Source organism: Micromonospora sp. NPDC000207, assembly GCF_040300925.1.
Taxonomy (GTDB): Bacteria; Actinomycetota; Actinomycetes; order Mycobacteriales; family Micromonosporaceae; genus Micromonospora.
This window is the reverse complement of the sequence record NZ_JBEPEQ010000103.1, coordinates 1-20,725: the sequence shown is the minus strand read 5'-3', so window position 1 is coordinate 20,725 and position 20,725 is coordinate 1. Positions and strand designations below refer to the sequence as shown.

Annotated in this window: 20 protein-coding genes; 15 read left to right on the top strand and 5 right to left on the bottom strand. The window is 71.5% G+C overall.

Features of this window, described 5'->3' with window-relative positions; translation table 11 throughout:
- A partial coding sequence (locus tag ABT336_RS21965; protein WP_350898550.1) for an aminotransferase class V-fold PLP-dependent enzyme occupies positions 1–859 on the top strand: 859 nt, incomplete at its 5' end.
- Between the two features lie 86 nt (positions 860–945).
- The gene (locus ABT336_RS21960; protein WP_350898548.1) at positions 946–1,557 is read left to right on the top strand and encodes a transcriptional regulator; all 612 of its coding nucleotides are present in this window, start codon (positions 946–948) and stop codon (positions 1,555–1,557) included.
- 68 nt (positions 1,558–1,625) lie between these two features.
- On the opposite strand, the gene ABT336_RS21955 is transcribed toward ABT336_RS21960, so the two are convergent.
- Positions 1,626–2,195, bottom strand: a complete 570-nt coding sequence (locus ABT336_RS21955; protein ID WP_350898546.1) for a TetR/AcrR family transcriptional regulator — start codon at positions 2,193–2,195, stop codon at positions 1,626–1,628.
- Positions 2,196–2,250: 55 nt separating this feature from the next.
- Between ABT336_RS21955 and ABT336_RS21950 the strand changes: the two genes are divergently transcribed.
- The 9 genes from ABT336_RS21950 (at position 2,251) to ABT336_RS21910 (ending at position 12,788) form a co-directional block, all read left to right on the top strand.
- Entirely contained in the window at positions 2,251–3,312 is a 1,062-nt protein-coding gene (locus tag ABT336_RS21950; protein ID WP_350898544.1) for an FAD-dependent oxidoreductase, read from the top strand.
- 116 nt (positions 3,313–3,428) lie between these two features.
- A complete protein-coding gene (gene ruvC / locus ABT336_RS21945; protein WP_350898542.1) occupies positions 3,429–3,956 on the top strand; it encodes a crossover junction endodeoxyribonuclease RuvC in 528 nt (175 codons plus the stop codon).
- Positions 3,953–4,555, top strand: coding sequence for a Holliday junction branch migration protein RuvA (ruvA, locus tag ABT336_RS21940; protein ID WP_350898540.1), 603 nt, complete (start codon positions 3,953–3,955; stop codon positions 4,553–4,555). Before ruvC ends, ruvA begins: the two co-directional genes overlap by 4 nt.
- Before the next feature lie 37 nt (positions 4,556–4,592).
- Complete coding sequence (gene ruvB, locus ABT336_RS21935) at positions 4,593–5,657, top strand: Holliday junction branch migration DNA helicase RuvB (RefSeq protein WP_350898538.1); 1,065 nt, start codon at positions 4,593–4,595, stop codon at positions 5,655–5,657.
- 139 nt (positions 5,658–5,796) lie between these two features.
- Complete coding sequence (gene yajC, locus ABT336_RS21930) at positions 5,797–6,162, top strand: preprotein translocase subunit YajC (protein ID WP_350898536.1); 366 nt, start codon at positions 5,797–5,799, stop codon at positions 6,160–6,162.
- A gap of 216 nt (positions 6,163–6,378) precedes the next feature.
- Positions 6,379–8,247, top strand: a complete 1,869-nt coding sequence (gene secD, locus ABT336_RS21925; protein ID WP_350898534.1) for a protein translocase subunit SecD — start codon at positions 6,379–6,381, stop codon at positions 8,245–8,247.
- A gap of 3 nt (positions 8,248–8,250) precedes the next feature.
- Positions 8,251–9,444, top strand: a complete 1,194-nt coding sequence (gene secF / locus ABT336_RS21920) for a protein translocase subunit SecF (RefSeq protein ID WP_350898532.1) — start codon at positions 8,251–8,253, stop codon at positions 9,442–9,444.
- Between the two features lie 94 nt (positions 9,445–9,538).
- Complete coding sequence (locus ABT336_RS21915; protein ID WP_350898530.1) at positions 9,539–10,102, top strand: adenine phosphoribosyltransferase; 564 nt, start codon at positions 9,539–9,541, stop codon at positions 10,100–10,102.
- A gap of 169 nt (positions 10,103–10,271) precedes the next feature.
- The gene (locus ABT336_RS21910; RefSeq protein ID WP_350898528.1) at positions 10,272–12,788 is read left to right on the top strand and encodes a RelA/SpoT family protein; all 2,517 of its coding nucleotides are present in this window, start codon (positions 10,272–10,274) and stop codon (positions 12,786–12,788) included.
- 66 nt (positions 12,789–12,854) lie between these two features.
- Here ABT336_RS21910 and ABT336_RS21905 read toward each other — a convergent pair whose 3' ends face one another.
- Entirely contained in the window at positions 12,855–13,685 is an 831-nt protein-coding gene (locus ABT336_RS21905; protein WP_350898526.1) for a peptidylprolyl isomerase, read from the bottom strand.
- A 116-nt stretch (positions 13,686–13,801) separates the two neighbouring features.
- Complete coding sequence (locus ABT336_RS21900) at positions 13,802–14,656, bottom strand: peptidylprolyl isomerase (protein ID WP_350898524.1); 855 nt, start codon at positions 14,654–14,656, stop codon at positions 13,802–13,804.
- Between the two features lie 225 nt (positions 14,657–14,881).
- Here ABT336_RS21900 and ABT336_RS21895 point away from each other — a divergent pair, with 225 nt between their 5' ends.
- The 3 genes from ABT336_RS21895 (at position 14,882) to ABT336_RS21885 (ending at position 18,044) form a co-directional block, all read left to right on the top strand.
- Positions 14,882–15,595, top strand: coding sequence for an MBL fold metallo-hydrolase (locus ABT336_RS21895; protein ID WP_350898522.1), 714 nt, complete (start codon positions 14,882–14,884; stop codon positions 15,593–15,595).
- A 98-nt stretch (positions 15,596–15,693) separates the two neighbouring features.
- A complete protein-coding gene (hisS, locus tag ABT336_RS21890; protein WP_350898520.1) occupies positions 15,694–17,022 on the top strand; it encodes a histidine--tRNA ligase in 1,329 nt (442 codons plus the stop codon).
- An 83-nt stretch (positions 17,023–17,105) separates the two neighbouring features.
- The gene (locus tag ABT336_RS21885) at positions 17,106–18,044 is read left to right on the top strand and encodes an acyl-ACP desaturase (protein WP_350898518.1); all 939 of its coding nucleotides are present in this window, start codon (positions 17,106–17,108) and stop codon (positions 18,042–18,044) included.
- A 262-nt stretch (positions 18,045–18,306) separates the two neighbouring features.
- Here ABT336_RS21885 and ABT336_RS21880 read toward each other — a convergent pair whose 3' ends face one another.
- Entirely contained in the window at positions 18,307–18,825 is a 519-nt protein-coding gene (locus ABT336_RS21880) for a PaaI family thioesterase (RefSeq protein WP_350898516.1), read from the bottom strand.
- A gap of 57 nt (positions 18,826–18,882) precedes the next feature.
- On the opposite strand from ABT336_RS21880, the gene ABT336_RS21875 reads away from it, so the two are divergent.
- Complete coding sequence (locus ABT336_RS21875) at positions 18,883–19,359, top strand: winged helix-turn-helix transcriptional regulator (protein ID WP_350898514.1); 477 nt, start codon at positions 18,883–18,885, stop codon at positions 19,357–19,359.
- Between the two features lie 161 nt (positions 19,360–19,520).
- Here ABT336_RS21875 and ABT336_RS21870 read toward each other — a convergent pair whose 3' ends face one another.
- Positions 19,521–20,399, bottom strand: a complete 879-nt coding sequence (locus tag ABT336_RS21870; protein WP_350898512.1) for an SGNH/GDSL hydrolase family protein — start codon at positions 20,397–20,399, stop codon at positions 19,521–19,523.
- Positions 20,400–20,725: the final 326 nt, after the last annotated feature.

Here is a 20,725-nt window from a genome sequence, read left to right as displayed (position 1 = left end):
CTTCGCCGCCCTGGTGGGGGCGCCGGTCGCCGACGTGACCGTCGGGGCCACCGCGGCGCAACTGCTCGCCCCGATCGCCGCCGCCCTGCCCGCCGGGGCCACGGTCGTGGTCCCGGAGGTCGAGTTCACCACCAACCTCTTCCCGTGGCTGGTCCAGGCCGAACGCGGGGTCCGGGTCCGGACCGTCGCCCTGGACCGGCTGGTGGACGCCATCGACTCCGACACCGACCTCGTCGCGTTCAGCCTGGTGCAGTCCGCCGACGGGACGGTGGCGCCGTACGACCGGGTGGTGGCCGCCGCCCGGGCCCACGACGCGCTGGTGGTGGTGGACGCCACCCAGGCGTGTGGCTGGCTGCCCTTCGACGCCACCCTCGCCGACGCGGTGGTGGTGGCCGCGTACAAGTGGCTGATGGCACCCCGTGGGGTCGCCTTCGGCTACCTCGCGCCCGGTCTGCGGGAGACGCTGCGCCCCGACACGGCGAGCTGGTACGCCGGGCAGGACCCGCACGCCTCCTACTACGGCCCTCCGCTGCGGCTGGCCACCGACGCCCGCCGGTTCGACCTCTCCCCGGCCTGGTTCAGTTTCGTCGCCGCGGCCCCGGCCCTGGAGTTGCTCGTCGAGGTGGGGATGGCCGCCGTCCGGGCGTACGACGTGGGGTTGGCCAACCGGTTCCTGGCCGGGCTGGGGCAACCCGAGGGGGACAGCGCCATCGTCGCCGTCGACGTGCCGCAGGCCGAGCAGCGGCTGGCCCGGGCAGGGGTACGCGCGGCGGTCCGGGCCGGCCAGGTCCGTGCCTCGTTCCACCTCTACTCGACTGTGCAGGACGTGGACCTGGCGCTCGCCGCGTTGACCGACTGAGCGTCGCGGCCCGGGCGGGCGCATCCAGGGGCCGGGTCCCCGACGAATCTCTGCGGTAGTGACCGTCTACCCGCCGGGAGCGTCTGGTGCCGACCGATCCGATGTCGACCGACGCCGTGGAGACGACCCGTAAGCGGCTGTCGAGGGCGGCGGAGGATCTGGACACCAACCTCATCGCCGGTCTGGTGTCGGACAGCGCCGACCGGTTCGGGGTGGTGCCGTACTGGGAGCGGGTCTGCGTACCGCTGCTGGCGGAGTCGCCCGGTCGGGAGCCCACCGAGATCGCCGTGGAGCACGCGTTGTCCGAGGGGATGCGGGTCGGGTTGGACGTGCACCGGCGGCACCCTCGGCGGCCGTACCCCCCGGACGGGGTGTTGTTGGCCGGTGCGGAGCAGGAACTGCACTGCCTCGGGCTGCACGCGCTCGCCGCAGCCCGCCGTGAGCTGCGCCGGGGCAGCCTCCTGCTCGGCCCGGCGCTGCCCTGGGCGGGGCTGACCGGGGCGGTGTACCGGGCACGTCCCCACTCGGTGGTGGTCTGGGCGCAGACCCCTGTGACCGGCCGGACGTACCGCCTGATCCGGTTCGCCAGGGACTTCCCGTCGGTCCGGGTCCTCGCCGCCGGGCCGGGGTGGATCGAACCACTGCCGTCGTCGATCATCCGGTTGGTGGGTCTCGCCGAGGCGGTTCGGGTCTGCTGACCCCCGTCGCCGGTTCCAGGACCCCGACCGGCCGGGTCAGGAACCGGACGTGCCGGTCAGGAGTCCGGTCAGGAGTCGGACGTGCCGGTCAGGAGTCCGGTCAGCAGGGCGGTGAGGGCGGTCTCCGGGGCGAAGTCGGGCTCCGGGTGGGCGAGCTGGCCGACCAGCAGTCCTTCGACGAGGTCGAGCAGGACCCGGAAGTGGGCCTGCGGGTCGGTCGAGCCCAACCCCGCCATCAGCGGTACCCCCCACCCGGCCAGCCGTTGCCGCCCGGCGGTGATGGCCGGGCGCAGTTCGGGCCGGACGGCCGCCTCGAGGAACAGGGAGTGCCGGGCCAGGACCAGGTCCCGTCGGTCGGCGGTGAACTGTCGGAGCAGCCTGCCGAGCACCGTCACGAACCCGGTGACGTCTGCGGGGCCGAGGTCGACGGCGAGCGCGTCCCACGCCGCCGTCTCCACCTCCACCAGCCGCTCCAGGACCGCGGTGAGCAGCGCGTCACGGGTCCGGAACTGGTTGGAGGTGGAGCCCTGGGGCAGTCCGGCAGCCTGGTCCACGGCGCGGTGGGTGAGCTGGCGGAGTCCCCGGGTGCCGAGCACCCGGATCGCCGCGTCGAGCAGGTGCTGCCGCCGATCGGTCACCCGGTCACACTACAGGCGTAGTCAGAGTCACTACATCTGTAGTACGGTGCGGGGTATGGGTCGACGAGCGGTGGTCGTGGGTGGCGGGATCGGTGGACTGGCGACGGCGATCGGTCTGCGTCGCCGAGGGTGGACCGTGACGGTCCTGGAACGGGAGGCCGACCTCCCGACGACCGGCACCGGCCTGGGCATCTGGCCCACCGCCCTGCGGGCCCTTGACACCCTCGGCGTGGGAGCACAGGCCCGGCGGCGGGGGAGACCCCAGCTCGGCGGGGAGTTCCGTCGCCCGGACGGCACCCGGATCGCCACCATGGACACCGACCGGCTCGCCCGCCGGCACGGCGACACGGTCCACATCCTCGGTCGACCCGTCCTCCTGCGGCTGCTCGCCGAGGCGCTCCCCGACGGCGTGGTGCGCTTCGCCGATCCGGTGACCTCGCCGGCCGACCTCGCCGCCGACCACGACCTGGTGGTCGGTGCCGACGGCCTGCGCAGCTCGGTCCGGTCCGCCCTGTACGGCGACAGGTACCCCCTGCGGCACGCCGGTGTCGTGGCCTGGCGTGGCCTGGCCTCCCTGGACGTCCCTGTCGGCGGGGAGACCTGGGGGCGGGGATCGAAGTTCGGTGTCACCCCGGTGGGCCCCGGTCGGACCAACTGGTACGCCGTCCGCGCCGCCCCGGCCGGGTGGCGTCCCGCCGACGGGCACCCGGCCGAACTGCGCCGGGTCTTCGGCGACTGGCACGACCCGATCCCGCGCCTGCTGGACACGATGGACCCGGCGGAGGTGCTCTGCCACGACGTCCACGACCTCACCCCGCTGCCGAGCTACGTCGACGGTCACGTCGCCCTGCTCGGCGACGCCGCCCACGCCATGACCCCCGACCTGGGGCAGGGTGCCTGCCAGGCACTGATCGACGCGGTGGTGCTGGCCGAGTGCCTGGGCCCGGACGTCGACGTGACGGCGGGGCTGCGGGAGTACGACAGGCGCCGTCGGCCGTCCACCCGACGGATGGTCGCCCTGGCCCGGGGTGCCGGACGGCTGGCCCGGCTGCGGCGCGGCACCCGGCTGCGCGACGCCGCCCTGCGGCTGGCCGTCGTGGCCGGTCCGCCCGGCTGACCCCCGCCGCCCCGGTCCGCCTCCCGTCCGTCCCGGCGTGTCCCCCGGCGCGCCCGATGCGGCGGACAAGTAGGGTGTCGAACACACGTACTGCTGACGACCGGGGAGGGGGCGGCGTGCGCGTGCTCGGCGTCGACCCGGGGCTGACCCGGTGCGGGGTCGGCGTGGTGGAGGGTGTGCCGGGGCGACCCTGCACGCTCGTGGCCTACCACGTCGTCCGGACCGAACCCGACGAGGAACTGCCGACCCGCCTGCTGCACCTGGACCGGGCCCTCACCGACCTGGTCGCCGAGCACCGACCGGACGCGGTCGCCGTCGAGCGGGTGTTCAGTCAGCACAACGTCCGTACGGTGATGGGAACCGCCCAGGCCAGCGGGATCGCCGTCCTGGCGGGCGCCCGGGCCGGGCTCCCCGTGCAGACGTACACCCCCAGCGAGGTGAAGGCCGCCGTGACCGGTTCCGGTCAGGCCGACAAGCGGCAGATGACGATGATGGTGACCCGACTGCTCCGGCTGGCCGAGCCGCCCAAGCCGGCCGACGCCGCCGACGCCCTGGCGTTGGCGATCTGTCACGTGTGGCGCGGGGGGACCCGGTCGAAGCTCGCCGCGGCGGCCGAGCGGGTCCGACGAGGAGGAACGAGATGATCGCCAGCGTCAGCGGCACCGTCGTCGCGACCGGTCCGGACCACGCCGTGGTGGAGGTCGGGGGGGTCGGGCTCGCCGTCCAGTGCGCCCCCGGCACCCTGGCCGGACTGCGGGTCGGCACGGCGGCCCGGTTGGCCACCAGCCTGGTGGTCCGAGAGGACTCGTTGACCCTCTACGGCTTCGCCGACGACGACACCAAGGCGCTGTTCGAGCTGCTCCAGACCGCCAGCGGGGTGGGTCCCCGGCTCGCCCAGGCGGTGCTCGCCGTCCTCACCCCCGACGAGGTCCGCAAGGCCGTCGCCAACGCCGACACGGCAGTGCTGACCCGGGTGCCCGGGATCGGCAAGAAGGGTGCCGAGCGGCTGGTCCTCGAACTGCGCGACCGGATCGGCCCGGTCCCGGTGGGTGCCGACGGGGCCGCCGGGGTCACCGGCGGGGCCTGGCCGGAGCAGGTCCGGCAGGCGCTCGTCGGACTCGGCTGGACGTCCGGTCAGGCCGACCAGGCGGTGGCGGCGGTCGCCGAGACCGTCGACGGGCCGACCCCGCCGGTGCCGGTCCTGTTGAAGCAGGCCATCCGACTCCTGGGCCGGACCCGATGACGGTGGGGACCCTCCGGCAGCGAACGAGGGACACCCGATGACGGAGCCCAACCTGGTCTCGGCGTACGCCACCGACGCCGAGCGGGAGGCGGAGGTCAGCGTCCGGCCCCGTCGGCTGGCCGAGTTCATCGCCCAGCACCGGGTCCGTGACCAGCTCGACCTGCTGTTGCAGGGGGCGATGCGACGCGGTACCCCGCCGGACCACATCCTGCTCTCCGGTCCACCCGGGCTGGGCAAGACCTCCCTGGCCAACATCGTCGCCGCCGAGCTGGGCACCAGCATCCGGGTGACCAGCGGCCCGGCGATCGAGCGCTCCGGTGACCTGGCCGCCATCCTGACCGGCCTCGCCCCCGGCGACGTGCTGTTCATCGACGAGATCCACCGGATCGCCCGACCGGCCGAGGAGCTGCTCTACAGCGCCATGGAGGACTTCCGGGTCGACGTGGTGGTCGGCAAGGGACCGGGGGCCACCGCCATCCCGCTGGACGTGGAGCCGTTCACGCTGGTCGGGGCGACCACCCGGTCGGGTCTGCTGACCGGGCCGATGCGGGACCGCTTCGGCTTCGTCGCCCACCTGGACTTCTACGCCCCGGCCGACCTGGAGACGCTCCTGCACCGCTCGGCCCGGATCCTCGGGGTGCCGATCACCGACGACGGGGCCGCCGAGGTCGCCGGCCGGTCCCGGGGCACCCCCCGGATCGCCAACCGGCTGCTGCGCCGGGTCCGCGACTACGCCGAGGTCCGGGCGGACGGGGTGGTCACCCTGGAGACCGCCCGCGCCGCACTCACCGTGTACGACGTCGACGCCCTGGGCCTGGACCGGCTGGACCGGGCGGTCCTCACCAGCCTGGTCGACTCGTTCCGGGGAGGTCCGGTGGGGCTCTCCACCCTCGCGGTGGCGGTGGGGGAGCAGCCGGACACCGTCGAGGAGGTCTGCGAACCGTTCCTGGTCCGGGCGGGGTTGTTGGCGCGTACCCCGCGTGGTCGGGTGGCCACCGAGGCGGCCTGGCACCATCTCGGCCGAATTCCACCGAATGGTACATTTGTCACCGATGCTCCTCCCGTGCCCGATCTCTTCACCCGGGTGCCCGATGAGGCGTGATCCGTTCGTGATCTGTGCCGCATTCGGCGTTCCCAGGTGCAGGGACTAGACTCGCCGCGGTCTGTACAGGACGTGAGAAATCGCCTCCGCTCCGGCGCCCACAGCGCCGGAGGGCGGGCTGATGGGAAGGTCGACAACCGTGCTTATCGCAGCAGAAGGCGGCGGAGGAGGCGGCGGCAGCTTCATGCCGCTGTTGATGATCGCACTGCTCTTCGGCGTCATGTACTTCATGATGATCCGTCCGCAGCAGAAGCGGCGCCGTGAGGCTGAGCAGATGCAGTCCGCGCTGGCCCCCGGCGACGAGGTGGTCACCATCGGCGGGCTCTACGGCACGGTCACCGGTGTCGACGACGAGACCGTCCTGCTGGAGGTCGCACCCGGCGTGCAGACCCGGTACGCCCGCCCGGCCATCGCCCGGGTCGTCAAGCGCGCCGAGCAGGACGAGGACGAGGAGGCCACCCCGGCCGCCTCCACGGCGGAAAACGCCGAAGTCGTCAAGGAGTAGTACCGCGCCCGCAGGGCAGCGGATATCGTCACAAGTGGATAGTTGGGTCGGTCTACCACGTCGGCACGTACCCACCCCCGCTCGCGTCGCCCCCCGGCGGCGTGAGGGGTTCGTGCGGCGTGGTCCCCGACCAGGCACAGCCGTCGCCGGGACCCCCGGCCCGAGATCCGCAGCCGTGCAAGCAGCGGCGCGACCGTTACAGGGAGACAGACAGCCGTGGCACCACCTCAGGGACAGATGCGCCCCGGACGGCAGCTCGCCGTACTCGGGGCCATCTTCATCGTCCTCTATCTCTTGGTGTTCTTCGCAGCAGGTGCCAGCGGTGGGTGGAAGGAACGGTTGGAGCCCCGACTCGGCCTGGACCTGGTCGGCGGCACCCGGCTGACGCTGGAGGCGACGAACACCGTCGACGGCCGGCCCCCGACCTCCGAGAACCTCGAAGAGGCTCGACAGATCATCGAGAACCGGGTCAACGCCTACGGTGTGGCCGAGGCCGAGGTGATCACCGAGGGCGACCGGAACATCGTGATCTCCCTGCCGGGCGAGAACCGGGACCTCAGCGACGTCGGTAGCGCCGCCGAGCTGCGATTCCGCAAGCTCCTCAAGGCCACCGACGGCAGCGGGGTGCTCAACGCCCCGGTGCCGACGGAGGCGGGTGAACCGGCACCGTCCCCGTCGGGCAGCGCCGCCCCCTCCCCGTCGGGCAGCGTCGAGCCGGAGGTCACCTCCTCCCCGTCCGGCGGACAGGGCGGGATGGCCCCCACCCCGTCGCCGGACGCGTCGGCAGCCGAGCCCTCGCCGAGCGCCGAGGCACCGGTGGTCCAGGGGATCGAGGCCCAGCGCAAGGCGGTCGAGGAGAAGGTCGGCGCCGAGGCGTGGCAGACCGCCAACGGGCTCCAGGCCCCGGCGGACCTGGCCACCGACCCGTCGCTGGCCGACAAGCTCAAGCCGTTCGGTGAGCTCACCCCGCGTGAGGTGGCGGTCCTGCCGGTGCCGGTCCAGTACAACGTTCCGACCATCGGCTGCGCCCAGCTCGACGAGCGTCCGCCGGCGTCGATCAAGGACGAGACCCAGCAGGCAGTGGCCTGCGAGAACGGCATCAAGTACCTGCTGGACCAGGCGAAGGTGCTGGGCACCGACGTCAGTGACGCCAACGCGGTGCTCGACCAGACCAGCCAGTGGGTGGTCAGCCTCGACTTCCAGCGCAGCGGCCAGGAGAAGTGGACCAACCTGACCCGCGAGGCGTTCAACAACGAGGGTCAGGCCTGCGAGGCCAGCGCCCTGGGCCAGGACGGCAAGTGCCGGGTCGCTGTCGTGCTGGACAACCGGATCGTCTCCTCGCCGGAGATCCAGGGTGTGCTCGTCGGTAGCTCCCAGATCACCGGTAGCTTCACCCAGGCCGACGCGGCGGAGCTGGCCGGCAACCTGCGCTACGGTGCGCTCCCGGTGACCTTCGAGGAGCAGGAGCAGCAGAACGTCACCGCCACCCTCGGTGAGAGCCACCTGCGGGCCGGTCTGCTCGCCGCCGCGATCGGCATGCTGCTGGTCATCATCTACTCGTTCTTCTACTACCGGCTGCTCGGCTCGGTCATCTTCCTGAGCCTGGTGCTCTCGGCGCTGCTGCTCTTCGGGGCGCTGGTGTTCCTCGGCCGGTCGATCGGCTTCACCCTCACCCTCGCCGGGATCGCCGGAATCATCGTCTCGCTCGGTGTGGCGGCGGACTCCTTCGTCATCTACTTCGAACGATTGAAGGACGAGATCCGGGAGGGGCGCAGCCCACGCAGCGCCGTACCCCGGGCGTGGGTCCGAGCCCGCCGGACGATCATCTCGGCGAACGCGATCACCATCATGTCGGCGGTGGTCCTCTACGCCGTCTCCGTCGGCACCGTGAAGGGCTTCGCCTTCGCCCTCGGTCTGGCCACCGTGATCGACCTCCTGGTGGTCTTCCTCTTCCGTCACCCGATCATGGCGATGCTCGCCCGGACGAAGGCGTTCCTGTCCCCGCGGGTCAGTGGTCTGGGGCGGGCACTGCCTCCCCGGACGGAGCCGACCAACCCGCGCACCCAGCGCGTCAAGGAGGCCTGAGTCATGGCGGAAAACTCACTCGCAGCCCGGCTCTACCGGGGCGAGGCCGGGATCGACGTCGTCGGCCGGCGCAGGCTGTGGTTCTCGCTGGCCGGGGCACTCGTCCTGATCGCCCTGCTCAGCATCGGGATCCGTGGGTTCAGCCTGGGCATCGAGTTCGCCGGTGGCAACTCGTTCCAGATCCCGGCCAGCGTGGGCACCCTCACCGAGGCCGAGGCCGAGGTGGAGTCGGTCCTCGGCAGCGCGGGCGGGGGCGCGGAACTGGTCACCGCCCAGCAGGTCGGCAACGCCAGCGGCAGCTTCTACGAGATGCGTACGTCGCAGCTGAGCACCGACCAGTCCAACGCGGTCCGGGCGGAGCTGGCGGAGCGGTTCGCACTGCCTGTCGACCAGATCAGCGGCAACCAGGTCAGCCAGGCCTGGGGTAAGCAGGTCACCCAACGGGCGCTGCTCGGTCTGGTCCTGTTCGTCGCACTGGTCAGCCTCTACCTGGTGATCCGGTTCGAGTGGCGGATGGCGGCGGCGGCCGTCTTCTCCCTGGTGATGAACCTGATCCTGACCGCGGGTATCTACTCGCTCGTCGGGTTCGAGGTCACCCCGTCGACTGTCATCGGCTTCCTGACGATCCTCGGTTTCGCCCTGTACGACGTCGTGGTCATCTTCGACAAGGTGCAGGAGAACACCAGAGGCATCACCGCGAACAACACCACGACCTACGCCGACGCGACCAACCTGGCGATCAACCAGAGCCTGATGCGGTCGATCAACACGTCGGTGGTGGCCCTGCTCCCGGTGGGTGGTCTGCTCTTCATCGGGGCCGGTCTCTTCGGGGCGGGCACCCTGAAGGACCTCGGTCTGGTGCTCTTCGTCGGTATGGCGATGGCCTTCCTCACCTCGATCCTGCTGGCGACCACGCTGCTTGTCGTCCTGAAGAACCGGGAGCCGAGGATCCAGGCCCACAACAAGCGGGTCGAGGCCCGGGCGACCGCCCTGGCCCGGGGGGAGAGCCCCGGCAAGCGCGCGGCCCGCACCGACGACCCGGCCGACGAGAGCGAGCCCGACGAGGCGGAGGCCGGCACCCCGGCCCTGGCCGGGGCGGCACCGAAGGTCGGTGCCCGTCCGACGGGCAAGCGCCCCACCGGGGCCCGGGGCGGTCGCCCCGGGGGCAACCGTCCGGGTGGGGGCAAGCGACGCTGAGTCGCACCCGGTTACCACCGATCAGGCGGCGTCCTGCATGCTGTGCCAACGGCAGGCAGGGCGCCGTCGTCGTCGACAGGGGGATCAGAGCGCCGTGACGGATACTCACACCACCGTCCGTGGGGACAGCGGGCCGGAGATGGCCCGGCTGGTGGCCGGGCGGGTGCTGGACGTCCCGGATTTCCCCACCCCCGGTGTCCTGTTCAAGGACCTGATGCCGTTCTTCGCCGACGGTGCGGTGTTCCGGGCGGCGACCGACGAGATCGTTGCCCACCACGGGCGGGACTCCTTCGACGTGGTGGCCGGGATCGAAGCGCGCGGGTTCGTGGTCGCCGCCGCGATCGCGTACGCCACCGGGGTCGGTGTGGTGCCGGTGCGCAAGGCCGGCAAACTGCCCCGTCCCGCCCACTCGGCGTCGTACGCCCTTGAGTACGGCGAGGCCACCCTGGAGGTGCACGAGGACGCGTTCACCGCCGGTCACCGGGTCCTGGTCGTCGACGACGTCCTCGCCACCGGGGGCACCGCCGAGGCGACCCTCGACCTGGTGGAACGGGCCGGCGGGACGGTGTCCGGCTTCTCCGTGGTGCTGGAGCTCGCCTTCCTCGGCGGCCGGGACAGACTCGCCCCGCGTCCGCTCCATGCGCTGTTGACCGTTTGATCCGGTGACCGGTGGACCGATCCCGAACTGGTACGACCGGCGGAGCGGCGGGGCACGGTGCGTGCGGGTAGCATTGCCCCTTGCTGACCGGGCGGAACGCCCGGCAGTGTGAGACCAGGCCGGCCGGCGAGACGCCCCCGGCGCATCCCGGCGATCGGTGAGGAGGCCGGTGTCCCACGATGTCGTCCCTCCGGCGGAGGGCACGGTGCACCCCACAGGCGACGCTGACGGCTCCACGAGTGGCCGTAACGGCACCTCGACCCCCCGGACGACGGAGTCCGCCGACGGCGCCTCCGGGTCCACCTCGGCGGAGCGGGCCGGGGCTGCGCGGGTGGCTGCCGTCCCCAACGACGGTGCCGCCACCGGTTCGACTGTCGTCGGCCTCGGGGTCGACGACGACCCCTCGCCGAGCATCGGGTTCGGGCTCTCCAACGCCCCGACCGGTCGGCGGGTGCGGGCCCGGTTGGCCCGGTTCAACGCGCCCTGGCAGTCGTCGCAGGTCAGCGAGGTGCTGGAGCCGCTGATCGCGCTGCACCGGGAGAACCACCCGAAGGCCGAGGCCCGCCTGTTGCAGCGGGCCTTCGACACCGCCGCCCGCTGGCACTCCGGGCAGTACCGCAAGTCCGGTGACCCGTACATCACCCATCCGCTCGCGGTGGCGACCATCCTGGCCACCCTGGGGATGGACACCACCACACTGGTCGCCGCCCTCCTGCACGACACGATCGAGGACACCGAGTACACCCTCGACCAGATGCGGACCGACTTCGGTGGCGAGGTGACCCTCCTTGTCGACGGGGTCACCAAGCTCGACAAGGTCAAGCTGGGTGACGCGGCCAAGGCCGAGACCATCCGCAAGATGGTCGTGGCGATGGCCAAGGACCCCCGGGTCTTGGTGATCAAGCTGGCCGACCGGTTGCACAACATGCGGACCCTCTCCTTCCTGCCGGCACCCAAGCGGGAGCAGAAGGCGAAGGAGACGCTGGAGATCCTCGCCCCCCTCGCCCACCGCCTCGGTATGAACACGATCAAGTGGGAGTTGGAGGACCTGGCCTTCGGGACCCTCTTCCCCAAGCGGTACGAGGAGATCAACCGGCTGATCGGGGAGCACCAGCCGCAGCGCGAGTCGCTGCTCAAGCAGGTCACCCAGAAGGTCGGCACCGACCTCAAGGCCGCCAAGATCAAGGCGGAGACCACCGGCCGGCCGAAGCACCTCTACTCGATCTACCAGAAGATGATCGTGCGGGGGCGGGACTTCAACGACATCTACGACCTGGTCGGGGTGCGGATCCTGGTCGACACGGTGCGGGACTGCTACGCCGCCCTGGGTGTGATCCACGCGAACTGGCAGCCGGTCCCCGGTCGGTTCAAGGACTACATCGCGATGCCCAAGTTCAACATGTACCAGTCGTTGCACACGACTGTCATCGGGCCCACCGGCAAGCCGGTGGAGATGCAGATCCGGACGTACGCGATGCACCGCACCGCCGAGTTCGGCATCGCCGCGCACTGGAAGTACAAGGACCACAAGGGCACCCAGATCGTCGGTCCGCCCGCGCACATCGACGAGATGACCTGGCTGCGGCAGTTGTTGGACTGGCAGCGTGAGGCGGCCGACCCGAGCGAGTTCCTCGACGCGCTGCGGTTCGACCTGTCCAGCCAGGAGGTGTACGTCTTCACCCCCAAGGGTGACGTCATCCCGCTGCCCACCGGCTCCACCCCGGTGGACTTCGCGTACGCGGTGCACACCGAGGTCGGACACAAGTGCATCGGCGCCCGGGTCAACGGCAAACTGGTGCCCCTGGAGTCGACGCTCTCCAACGGCGACGTGATCGAGATCTTCACCTCGAAGTCCGACACGGCCGGCCCTACCCAGGACTGGCTCGGCTTCGTCAAGAGCCCCAGGGCCCGGACGAAGATCCGTCAGTACTTCAACAAGGAGCGGCGCGAGGAGGCGATCGAGGCCGGTAAGGACGCGATCGTCAAGGCGATGCGTAAGCAGGGCATGCCGCTGCAACGCATGCTGACCTCCGACAACCTGATGGCGATCGCTCGGGACCTGCACCTGGCCGACGCCGCCTCGCTGTACGCGGCGGTCGGCGACAGCCAGGTCTCGGCCCAGTCGGTGGTCCAGAAGCTGATGGCCACGTACGGCGGGGAGGAGGGCGCGGTCGAGGACATCGCCGAGACCGCCGTCGCCACCCGTCCGCCGCGCAGCCGGGCCAGCAGCCACGACCCCGGGGTGGTGGTCAGGGGGGTCAGTGACGTCTGGATCAAGCTGGCCCGCTGCTGCACCCCGGTGCCGCCGGACACCGTGTTCGGCTTCGTGACCCGCTCCGGCGGGGTGAGCGTGCACCGCGACGACTGCGCCAACGCCGAGGACCTCAGGGCCCAGGAGGAACGGGTCGTCGAGGTCAGCTGGAAGCTCACCTCGGCCTCCACGTTCCTGGTCGCCATCCAGGTGGAGGCGCTCGACCGGCACAAGCTGCTGGCCGACGTGACCCGGATGCTCTCCGAGGAACGGGTCAACATCCTCTCCGCCACCGTCACCACCACCCGGGACCGGGTGGCGGTGAGCCGGTTCAGCTTCGAGATGGCCGACCCCAAGCACCTGGGGCATCTGCTGGCCGCCGTCCGCAAGGTCGACGGGGTCTTCGACGCCTACCGGGTCACCTCCAACGCCTGAGGCGACCGGATCACGAGAAACGCCCGCCGGCGGGGCCGGCGGGCGTTTCTCGGATGGTGCCGAGGGTCAGGCGTCGGTCAGTGTGAGGTCGGTGATGACGACCTCCTTCTTCGGGTGGCCACCCCCGGCCTGCTGGGCGAACGCCCCGTCGTCACCGGCGGCGGCGACCTCCTTGACGATGTCCAGCCCCCCGGTGAGGGTGCCGAGGACCGTGTAGTTCGGGTCCAGCGGCGAGTCACCGTAGACGATGAAGAACTGGCTGCCGGTGCTGCCCGGCTGCCCGGAGTTGGCCATCGCGATGACGCCCTCCGGGTAGGGCGGGCGCTTGTCGGTCGGCAGGTTCTCCTCGGCGAGCCGGTAGCTCGGGCCGCCGATGCCGTCGGTGTCGCGCCACCCCTTGCCCGATGCGCTCGGGTCGCCGCACTGGAGGACCTTGATCCCCTCGGTGACCAGGCGGTGGCACTTGGTGTTGTCGAAGAAGTCCTCGGCGGCCAGGTGGGCGAAGCTGCCGGCGGTGCAGGGGACGGCGGCGCGGTCGACCCGGGCGGTGATCGGACCCAGGTTGGTGGTGATCGTCAGGGTCTGGACCCCGGTGTTCGGCTGCTCGGCGCCGGGCAGCCCGACATCCTTGATCTGCGGGGGCCGCTGGTCCGTGGGGACCTCGGTGAAGGCGCACTGGACCTGCCCGGCGGCCGGTCCGGCGGTCTGCTCCGGTTCGTCGCCGCCGAACTGGCCGGCCAGCCAGACCGAACCGGCCACCACCAGCACCAGGGCCCCTGCGGCTGCCACGATGGCCTGGGTCTGACGGCGTCTGCGGGCCTTGGCCGCACGTTCGGCCATGTCCTTCTCAAGTCGGGCCCGCGCCGCCGCGCGCTGCCGGTCTCTGGTGGACGTCACGCCTTGATCCTCCTGGACTGCTCGGGCGCCCTCTGGTGCCGCGTGGTCTGCTGGGCCGCCTCGGGCCGATCGGTCCCGGTGCCGGGCCCGGCCTGGTCGAGGTGCCGGTGTGCCCGTCAGCCGGCGTCGGGGCTGGCCGGGGCGGTGTCCTGCCCGGGCTGGCCGACGGTCAGCGTCTGGATCGTCACGTCGGTCTCGGGCTTGACCTTGTTCCCGACGGCATCCTCGACCGTCGGCAGATCACCGATCTTCTCCACCACGTCCAGCCCATCGGTGATCCGACCGATGACCGGGTACGTCGGCTCCTCCGGGTCGAAGTCCTCGAAGAAGAGCAGGAACTGACTGCCGTTGGCACCCGGCGCGGTGCCGATCATCGCCACGGTGCCCTTCGGGTAGGCCGGCTCTCCCTCGGGGGCGGGGCTGGCCGACGCCTCGGGGGTGCCGGTGGGGACGTTCTCGTTGTAGAAGGAGTAGGTGGGGCCGCCGATGCCGGTCCCGCTGGGGTCGCCGCAGCGCAGCGCCCCCTCCTCGGTGATCTCGTGACAGGTGGTGTTGTCGTAGAACGACCGCCCGGCCAGGTGGTCGATGCTCGCCGCGCTGCACGGCGCGACCGCCAGGTCCAGGGCGGCGGTGATCGTGCCCTGGTCGGTGGTGATCGTCATCGGGCGGGTGCCCTCGGTGGGCAGGTCGGCGGTGGGGGGCAGGCCGACGTCCTTGAGGCTGGTGTTGGCGTTGCCGTCCTGCGGCGTCCAGGCGCAGACCTCGTTGTCGAGGGCCGTCTGATCGGTCGGGTCGGAGTCGAACGCACCGAGCGCCCACGCCGAGCCGGCGACGATCAGCGCGAGCACCACGGCCACCCCGACACCGGCCTGGACCTGCCGGCGACGTTTGGCGGTGGCGGCCCGCCGGGCCTGCTGGCGGTCGAGCTTGGCCCGCGCCAGTTTGCGCTGCCGGTCCCTGCTGGAAGCCACCGGTGCACCCCTCTCCTCTACCCTGGTGGTCGCGAGTGGGCGGACGCGCCCGTCGAGTGTCACCGTGCGCCACGCCACACGCCCGCCAGAGTGTACGGGTAACAGCTGGGAAAGTCGTGTACGAGGTGGCGAACCGCCCCCCGGTGATCGGCGTCGCCGCCGGTGCCCCGATCACCGACGGCTAGGCTGCTGAGCGGATGACAGCTCGACGGAAGGGGCGCGGACGTGCTCGTGGCCGGCTTTCCCGCACAGGCCTTCGGCACCAACTGCTACGTGGTGGCTGCCGGGCCGGGGGAGCAGTGTGTGGTGGTCGATCCCGGGATCGGGGTCCTCGACCAGCTCGACGCCCTGCTCGCCGAGCATCGGCTGCATCCGGCGGCGGTGCTGCTCACCCACGGGCACCTCGACCACACCTTCTCGGTGGCACCGGTCTGCGGTGCCCGGGGGATCACCGCGTACGTGCATCCGGGCGACCGGGAGATGCTCGCCGACCCGGCCAAGGGGCTCTCCGCCGACCTCACCGCGCTGTTCGGGGGGCGGCTTCCCTACACCGAGCCGGAGGACGTCGCCGAGCTGACCGACGGGGGCACCCTGCACCTGGCCGGGCTGGAGATCACCGTCGACCACGCCCCTGGTCACACCGGCGGTTCGGTGCTGTTCCGGCTGCCCGCCGGGGAGGACCCGGCCTGGGAGGCCGAGCAACTCTGCCTCTCCGGTGACGTGCTCTTCGCCGGGTCGATCGGGCGTACCGACCTGCCCGGGGGAAGCATGCCGGCGATGCTCACCAGTCTCCGGAAGAAGATCCTCCCGCTGGCCGACGACACCGTCGTCCTGCCGGGTCACGGTCCGGCCACCACGATCGGTCGGGAGCGCGCGACGAACCCGTACCTCGCCGAGGCGTCGGGTGCCCGGGGCGCCGCGCCGACCCGCGGTCTGTGACCTCGGCGGCCCGGACTCCCCGCGCGGCCGGGGTCGGCCGCACCGACACACCTTCGCGTTCGCGCCGGATGGGCGCGGGCGGCGTGAACGGAGCATCGATGAGCAAGCCCACCCCCATCTCCGGGTTCCCGGAGTGGACTCCGCAGCAGCGGATGATCGAGCAGTACGTGCTGGACCGGATCCGCGGCACGTTCGAGCTGTACGGGTTCGCGCCGTTGGAGACCCGCGCGGTGGAGCCCCTCGACCAGCTGTTGCGCAAGGGGGAGACCTCCAAGGAGGTCTACGTGATCCGGCGACTGCACGACGAGGCGGGGGCGTCGGGCGGGGACGACACCCTCGGTCTGCACTTCGACCTCACCGTCCCGTTCGCCAGGTACGTGCTTGAGAACGCCGGGAAGCTCCAGTTCCCGTTCCGCCGGTACCAGATCCAGAAGGTGTGGCGGGGGGAGCGCCCGCAGGAGGGGCGGTACCGGGAGTTCGTGCAGGCCGACATCGACATCGTCGACCGGGACACCCTGGCCCCCCACCACGAGGCGGAGATGCCCCTGGTGATCGGGGACGCGCTCCGGTCGCTGCCGATCCCGCCGGTGACGATCCAGGTCAACAACCGCAAGATCTGTGAGGGTTTCTACCGGGGGATCGGGCTGACCGACCCGGAGGCGACGCTGCGGGCGGTGGACAAGCTCGACAAGATCGGTCCGGCGAAGGTGGCCGACCTGCTCGCCGAGACCGCCGGGGCGAGCCGGTCACAGGCCGAGGCGTGCCTGGCGTTGGCGGGGATCTCCGCACCCGACGCGTCGTTCGCCGACGCTGTCCGAGCCCTCGGGGTCAGTGACCCCCTGCTCGACGAGGGGCTCGCCGAGCTGGTGGCGGTGGTCGAGACCGCTGCCGAGCACGCGCCCGGCCTCTGCGTGGCCGACCTGCGCATCGCCCGGGGGCTCGACTACTACACCGGCACCGTCTACGAGACCCAGCTCGCCGGGTACGAGCGGTTCGGGTCGATCTGCTCCGGTGGCCGGTACGACACCCTGGCCAGCGCGGGTGCTGTCGCGTACCCGGGGGTGGGGATCTCGATCGGGGTGACCCGCCTGCTCGGCCTGCTCTTCGGCGCCGGGGAGCTGTCGGTGTCCCGGTCGGTGCCGACCTGTGTCCTGGTCGCCGTGACCAGCGAGGATCAGCGGGCGGCGAGCAACCGGGTCGCCGAGGCGTTGCGTCGGCGGGGGATCGCGACCGAGGTGTCGCCGAGTGCGGCGAAGTTCGGCAAGCAGATCCGGTACGCCGAGCGGCGCGGGGTGCCGTACGTGTGGTTCCCCGGGGTCGAGGGGGCATCCGACGAGGTCAAGGACATCCGCTCCGGGGAACAGGCGAGCGCGGTGGCGGACCAGTGGAGTCCGCCCGTGACGGACCTGCGGCCGGTGGTGACCTGAGTCGCCACCCCGTCGACGTTACTGGCGCGTACGCCGGATGCGACCTACGGTGGCGTAAGTTACGCCACCGTAGGGAGATCTTCGTGACCGCACTGAGTCAGACCGCCCTGCTCCACGAACTCGAGCCCGTGGTGGAGCGGAACCTCAACCGCCATCTCACCATGGCCAAGGAGTGGTTCCCCCACGAGTACGTGCCGTGGAGCGAGGGACGGACCTTCTCCGGTCCCCTCGGCGGCGAGGCGTGGACCGAGGCGGACACGACCCTGCCCGACGTGGCCCGGACCGCCCTGATCGTCAACCTCCTCACCGAGGACAACCTCCCCGCGTACCACCACCAGATCGCCACCCTCTTCGGTCGGGACGGGGCCTGGGGGACCTGGGTGAACCGGTGGACGGCGGAGGAGGGGCGGCACGGCATCGCCATCCGGGACTACCTGACCGTCACCCGGGCGGTGGACCCGGTGGCCCTGGAGCGGGCCCGGATGGTGCACATGGCCCACGGGTACTCCAACGCCCACGACCACCACATGCTCAACTCCCTGGCGTACGTCTCCTTCCAGGAGTTGGCGACCCGGATCTCGCACCGCAACACCGGCAGGGCCACCGGCGACGCCGTCTGCGACGCCCTGCTGGGCCGCATCGCCGCCGACGAGAACCTGCACATGGTCTTCTACCGCAACCTGCTCGGGGCGGCGTTCGAGGTGGACCCGGACCAGACCATGCAGGCGGTCGCCGACGTGATCACCAACTTCGAGATGCCGGGGGTGGGCATCGAGGGGTTCACCCGCAAGTCGGTGCAGATCGCCCTGGCCGGCATCTACGACCTGCGTCAGCACCGCGACGAGGTGGTGGTGCCGGTCCTGCGACAGTGGGACGTCTTCAACGTCTCCGGGCTCGGCCCCGACGGGCAGGCCGCCCAGGAACGTATCGGCCGACACCTGGACGACCTGGAGAAGGCCGCGGCCCGCTTCGAGGAGAAGCGCGACGCCCGCCAGGCCCGCCTGGCCGCCGCCGCCCGCTGACCCCGGGCCCCGCCCTCGGGGCCGTCCACGACGCAGCACCGGGCCTCGCGCCCGACACCCCGACACCCCGGCCCCGCCGGGTCGACCCCCTGACGGTGGGGGCGCCGACCCGGCGGGGCCGTCGGGTTCTCCGGGGCTGTCGGTTCTCCGGGGCTGTCGGTTCTCCGGGGTCGTGCCGGGTCGCCGGGGGTACCCCCGGGTCGGCCGGGCTCCCCGGTGCGGTCGGGCTGCCGGCTGCCGGTGGTGCGGCGGCCCGGTCGGGTCAGGTCGGGAGTTCCGCCAGGGGGAAGGTCAGGCAAGTCGAGGTGGCGTGGGCGACCAGCCGGGACCGGGAGTCGGTGAGCCGGGCCTCGGCGAGAGCGGTGCGCCGCCCCTGCTGCAGGATCGTCGCCTCGCAGCGCAGCAGCCCCGAGGCGATGGTGACCGGCCGGAGGAACTTCACGTTCAGGTCCACGGAGGTGTAGCCGACCCCGGCTGGCAGGGTGGTGTGCACCGCACAGGCCGCCGCCGTGTCCAGCAGGGTGGAGACGACCCCGCCGTGCACGGTGCCCAGGGGGTTGTAGTGGAACTCCTGGGGCACCAGCTCCACCGCCACCCACCCCTGCCGGGCCTCCATCCGGCTCATCCCGATCAGGTGGATGACCGGGGGCGCGGCGATCTCCCCGTCGATCATCGCCTGGAGGGTCTCCAGGCCACTGCGTCGGCCCAGGTGGTGGGCGTGGGCTGTGGGGTCGGACCAGGAGAAGGTACGGCTGCGCGCCACGTCCTGAGTCTGTGTCATGGACGCAGCCTGCCAGGACGTTGCTGAGTCTGTCAATCAGATCTAGCCTTGGTGGCCATGGAGCCCGAGTCGCTGGACTGGTCGATGGAGAACTGCACCATCGCGCGGGCGATGGAGATCCTCGGAGAGCGGTGGACCCTGGTGATCCTCCGGGAGGTGTTCAGCGGGGTCCGCCGCTTCGAGGACGTCCGGGCCCGCACCGGCATGCCCCGGCAGGTGCTGACCAACCGGCTGGCGATGCTGGTCGAGCAGGGGGTGCTGCGCCGCGAGCCGTACCGGGAGCCGGGCAGTCGGGCGCGGCACGAGTACCGGCTCACCGAGATGGGGCTGGGTCTGGGTCCGGTCCTGATCGCCGTGTTGGACTGGGGGGACCGGCACCTCGCCGACCCGGAGGGCTCCCCGCTCCGGGTCGAGCACCGGGAGTGCGGGGCCGACGTCCACGTCGAACTCCACTGCGAACGGGGCCACCCGATCACCTCCCCCCGCGAGATGGCGCTACGCCCCGGCCCAGGAGCCCACCACCCCCCACCCTGACCCCCCACCCTGACCCCCCCCCACCCCCACCCCCACCCCCCGCTGTCCCGCGTTGATCAAGGGATTTGCGTCATCGACGGCTCGATCTCTGACGCAGATTCCTTGGTCAACAAGGCGGGCCGGGGTGAGGGCGGGGTGGAGTGCAGTGGGGTGGGTGGGGGTTACCAGGTGAAGCCGGCTCCGTAGGAGACGGAGGCCAGAACCTGCTGGCCGGCGCTGTTGGGGTGGAAGTAGTCCCAGGTGGAGAGCTGGTTGAGGGTGAAGGGGTAGCGGAAGACCGCGTTGCCGTCGAAGCGGCAGTTCGACCCGTACGCCGTGCAGGCCTGGGCGAGCTGGGTGTTGTAGTCGACGACCCGCTGCCGTACCCGGTTGCGCCGGTCGGTGTCGGCCTGGCTGGTGGAGGTCGGGTTGGCCAGGAGTGACTGGCAGATGCCGAAGAGGGACCAGGCGCTGCGGGCGCCGGTGCTGTCCTTGCCCACCGACCAGAGGCGGTGCACGTCAGGGATGCTGATCACCAGCACCCGGGCCTGGGGTAGGCCACTGCGGAGGCGGTTGAGGGCCGCGTCGATGTTGGCCCGGAAGGTGGCCGTCGAGGTCATCGCCGACTCCGTACCGGTGCAGGCGTCGTTGGCCCCGATCAGCAGGGTGACGTACCCGGCTCCCTGGCTGACCGCCGTACCGGCCTGACCGGCCATGTCCGCGGACTTCGCCCCGGTGCGGGCGGCGTTGTGGTTGCGCCCGGAGATGGCCGGCTCCAGGGCGCGGATGCGCAGGTAGTGGCTGTTGACGGCGGAGTTGTCGCCGGTGGAGAAGGAGCGGGCGGTGCAGTCGACGTACCACCCGCAGGCGTTGAATCCCCTGGTGATCGAGTCTCCGAGGCTGGTCATCGAGGTGGGGGCCGCCTGGGCGGTCGGGGGGCCGGCGGCGGCGGGGTCGGCGAGGGTGAGGGGGAGTAGGGCGGCGCAGGCGGTGACGAACGCCAGGGCGCGGCGGGACAGGGGCATGGTGGCCTCCGGTTCGCGGGTGCCGGGACGAAACACGGTGACCAGATGGTATTGATAACTGTCTGTGTCCACAATGTTTCTGTTAGGTCACTCCATGCGGGGGAGGTGGGGAATGGTATGGATCAAGGGTCTTGTTAACGATCTTAAATATGTGAATACTTTACCGAGAAGTGGCCGGTTTCCCCAGACCCGCCGCATTCACCCCCTTTGGGCATGTCCTCCCCGGTGTGCCCGACTCTCCCCTCCGGAGGTACACAGATGCGACCCACGAGGTCCACGTTCCGCCGTGCCGCCACCGTCGTCGCTGCCGGCACCCTGGTCGCCGGCGTGCTGGCCGGCGCACCCGCCCAGGCCGCGACGAC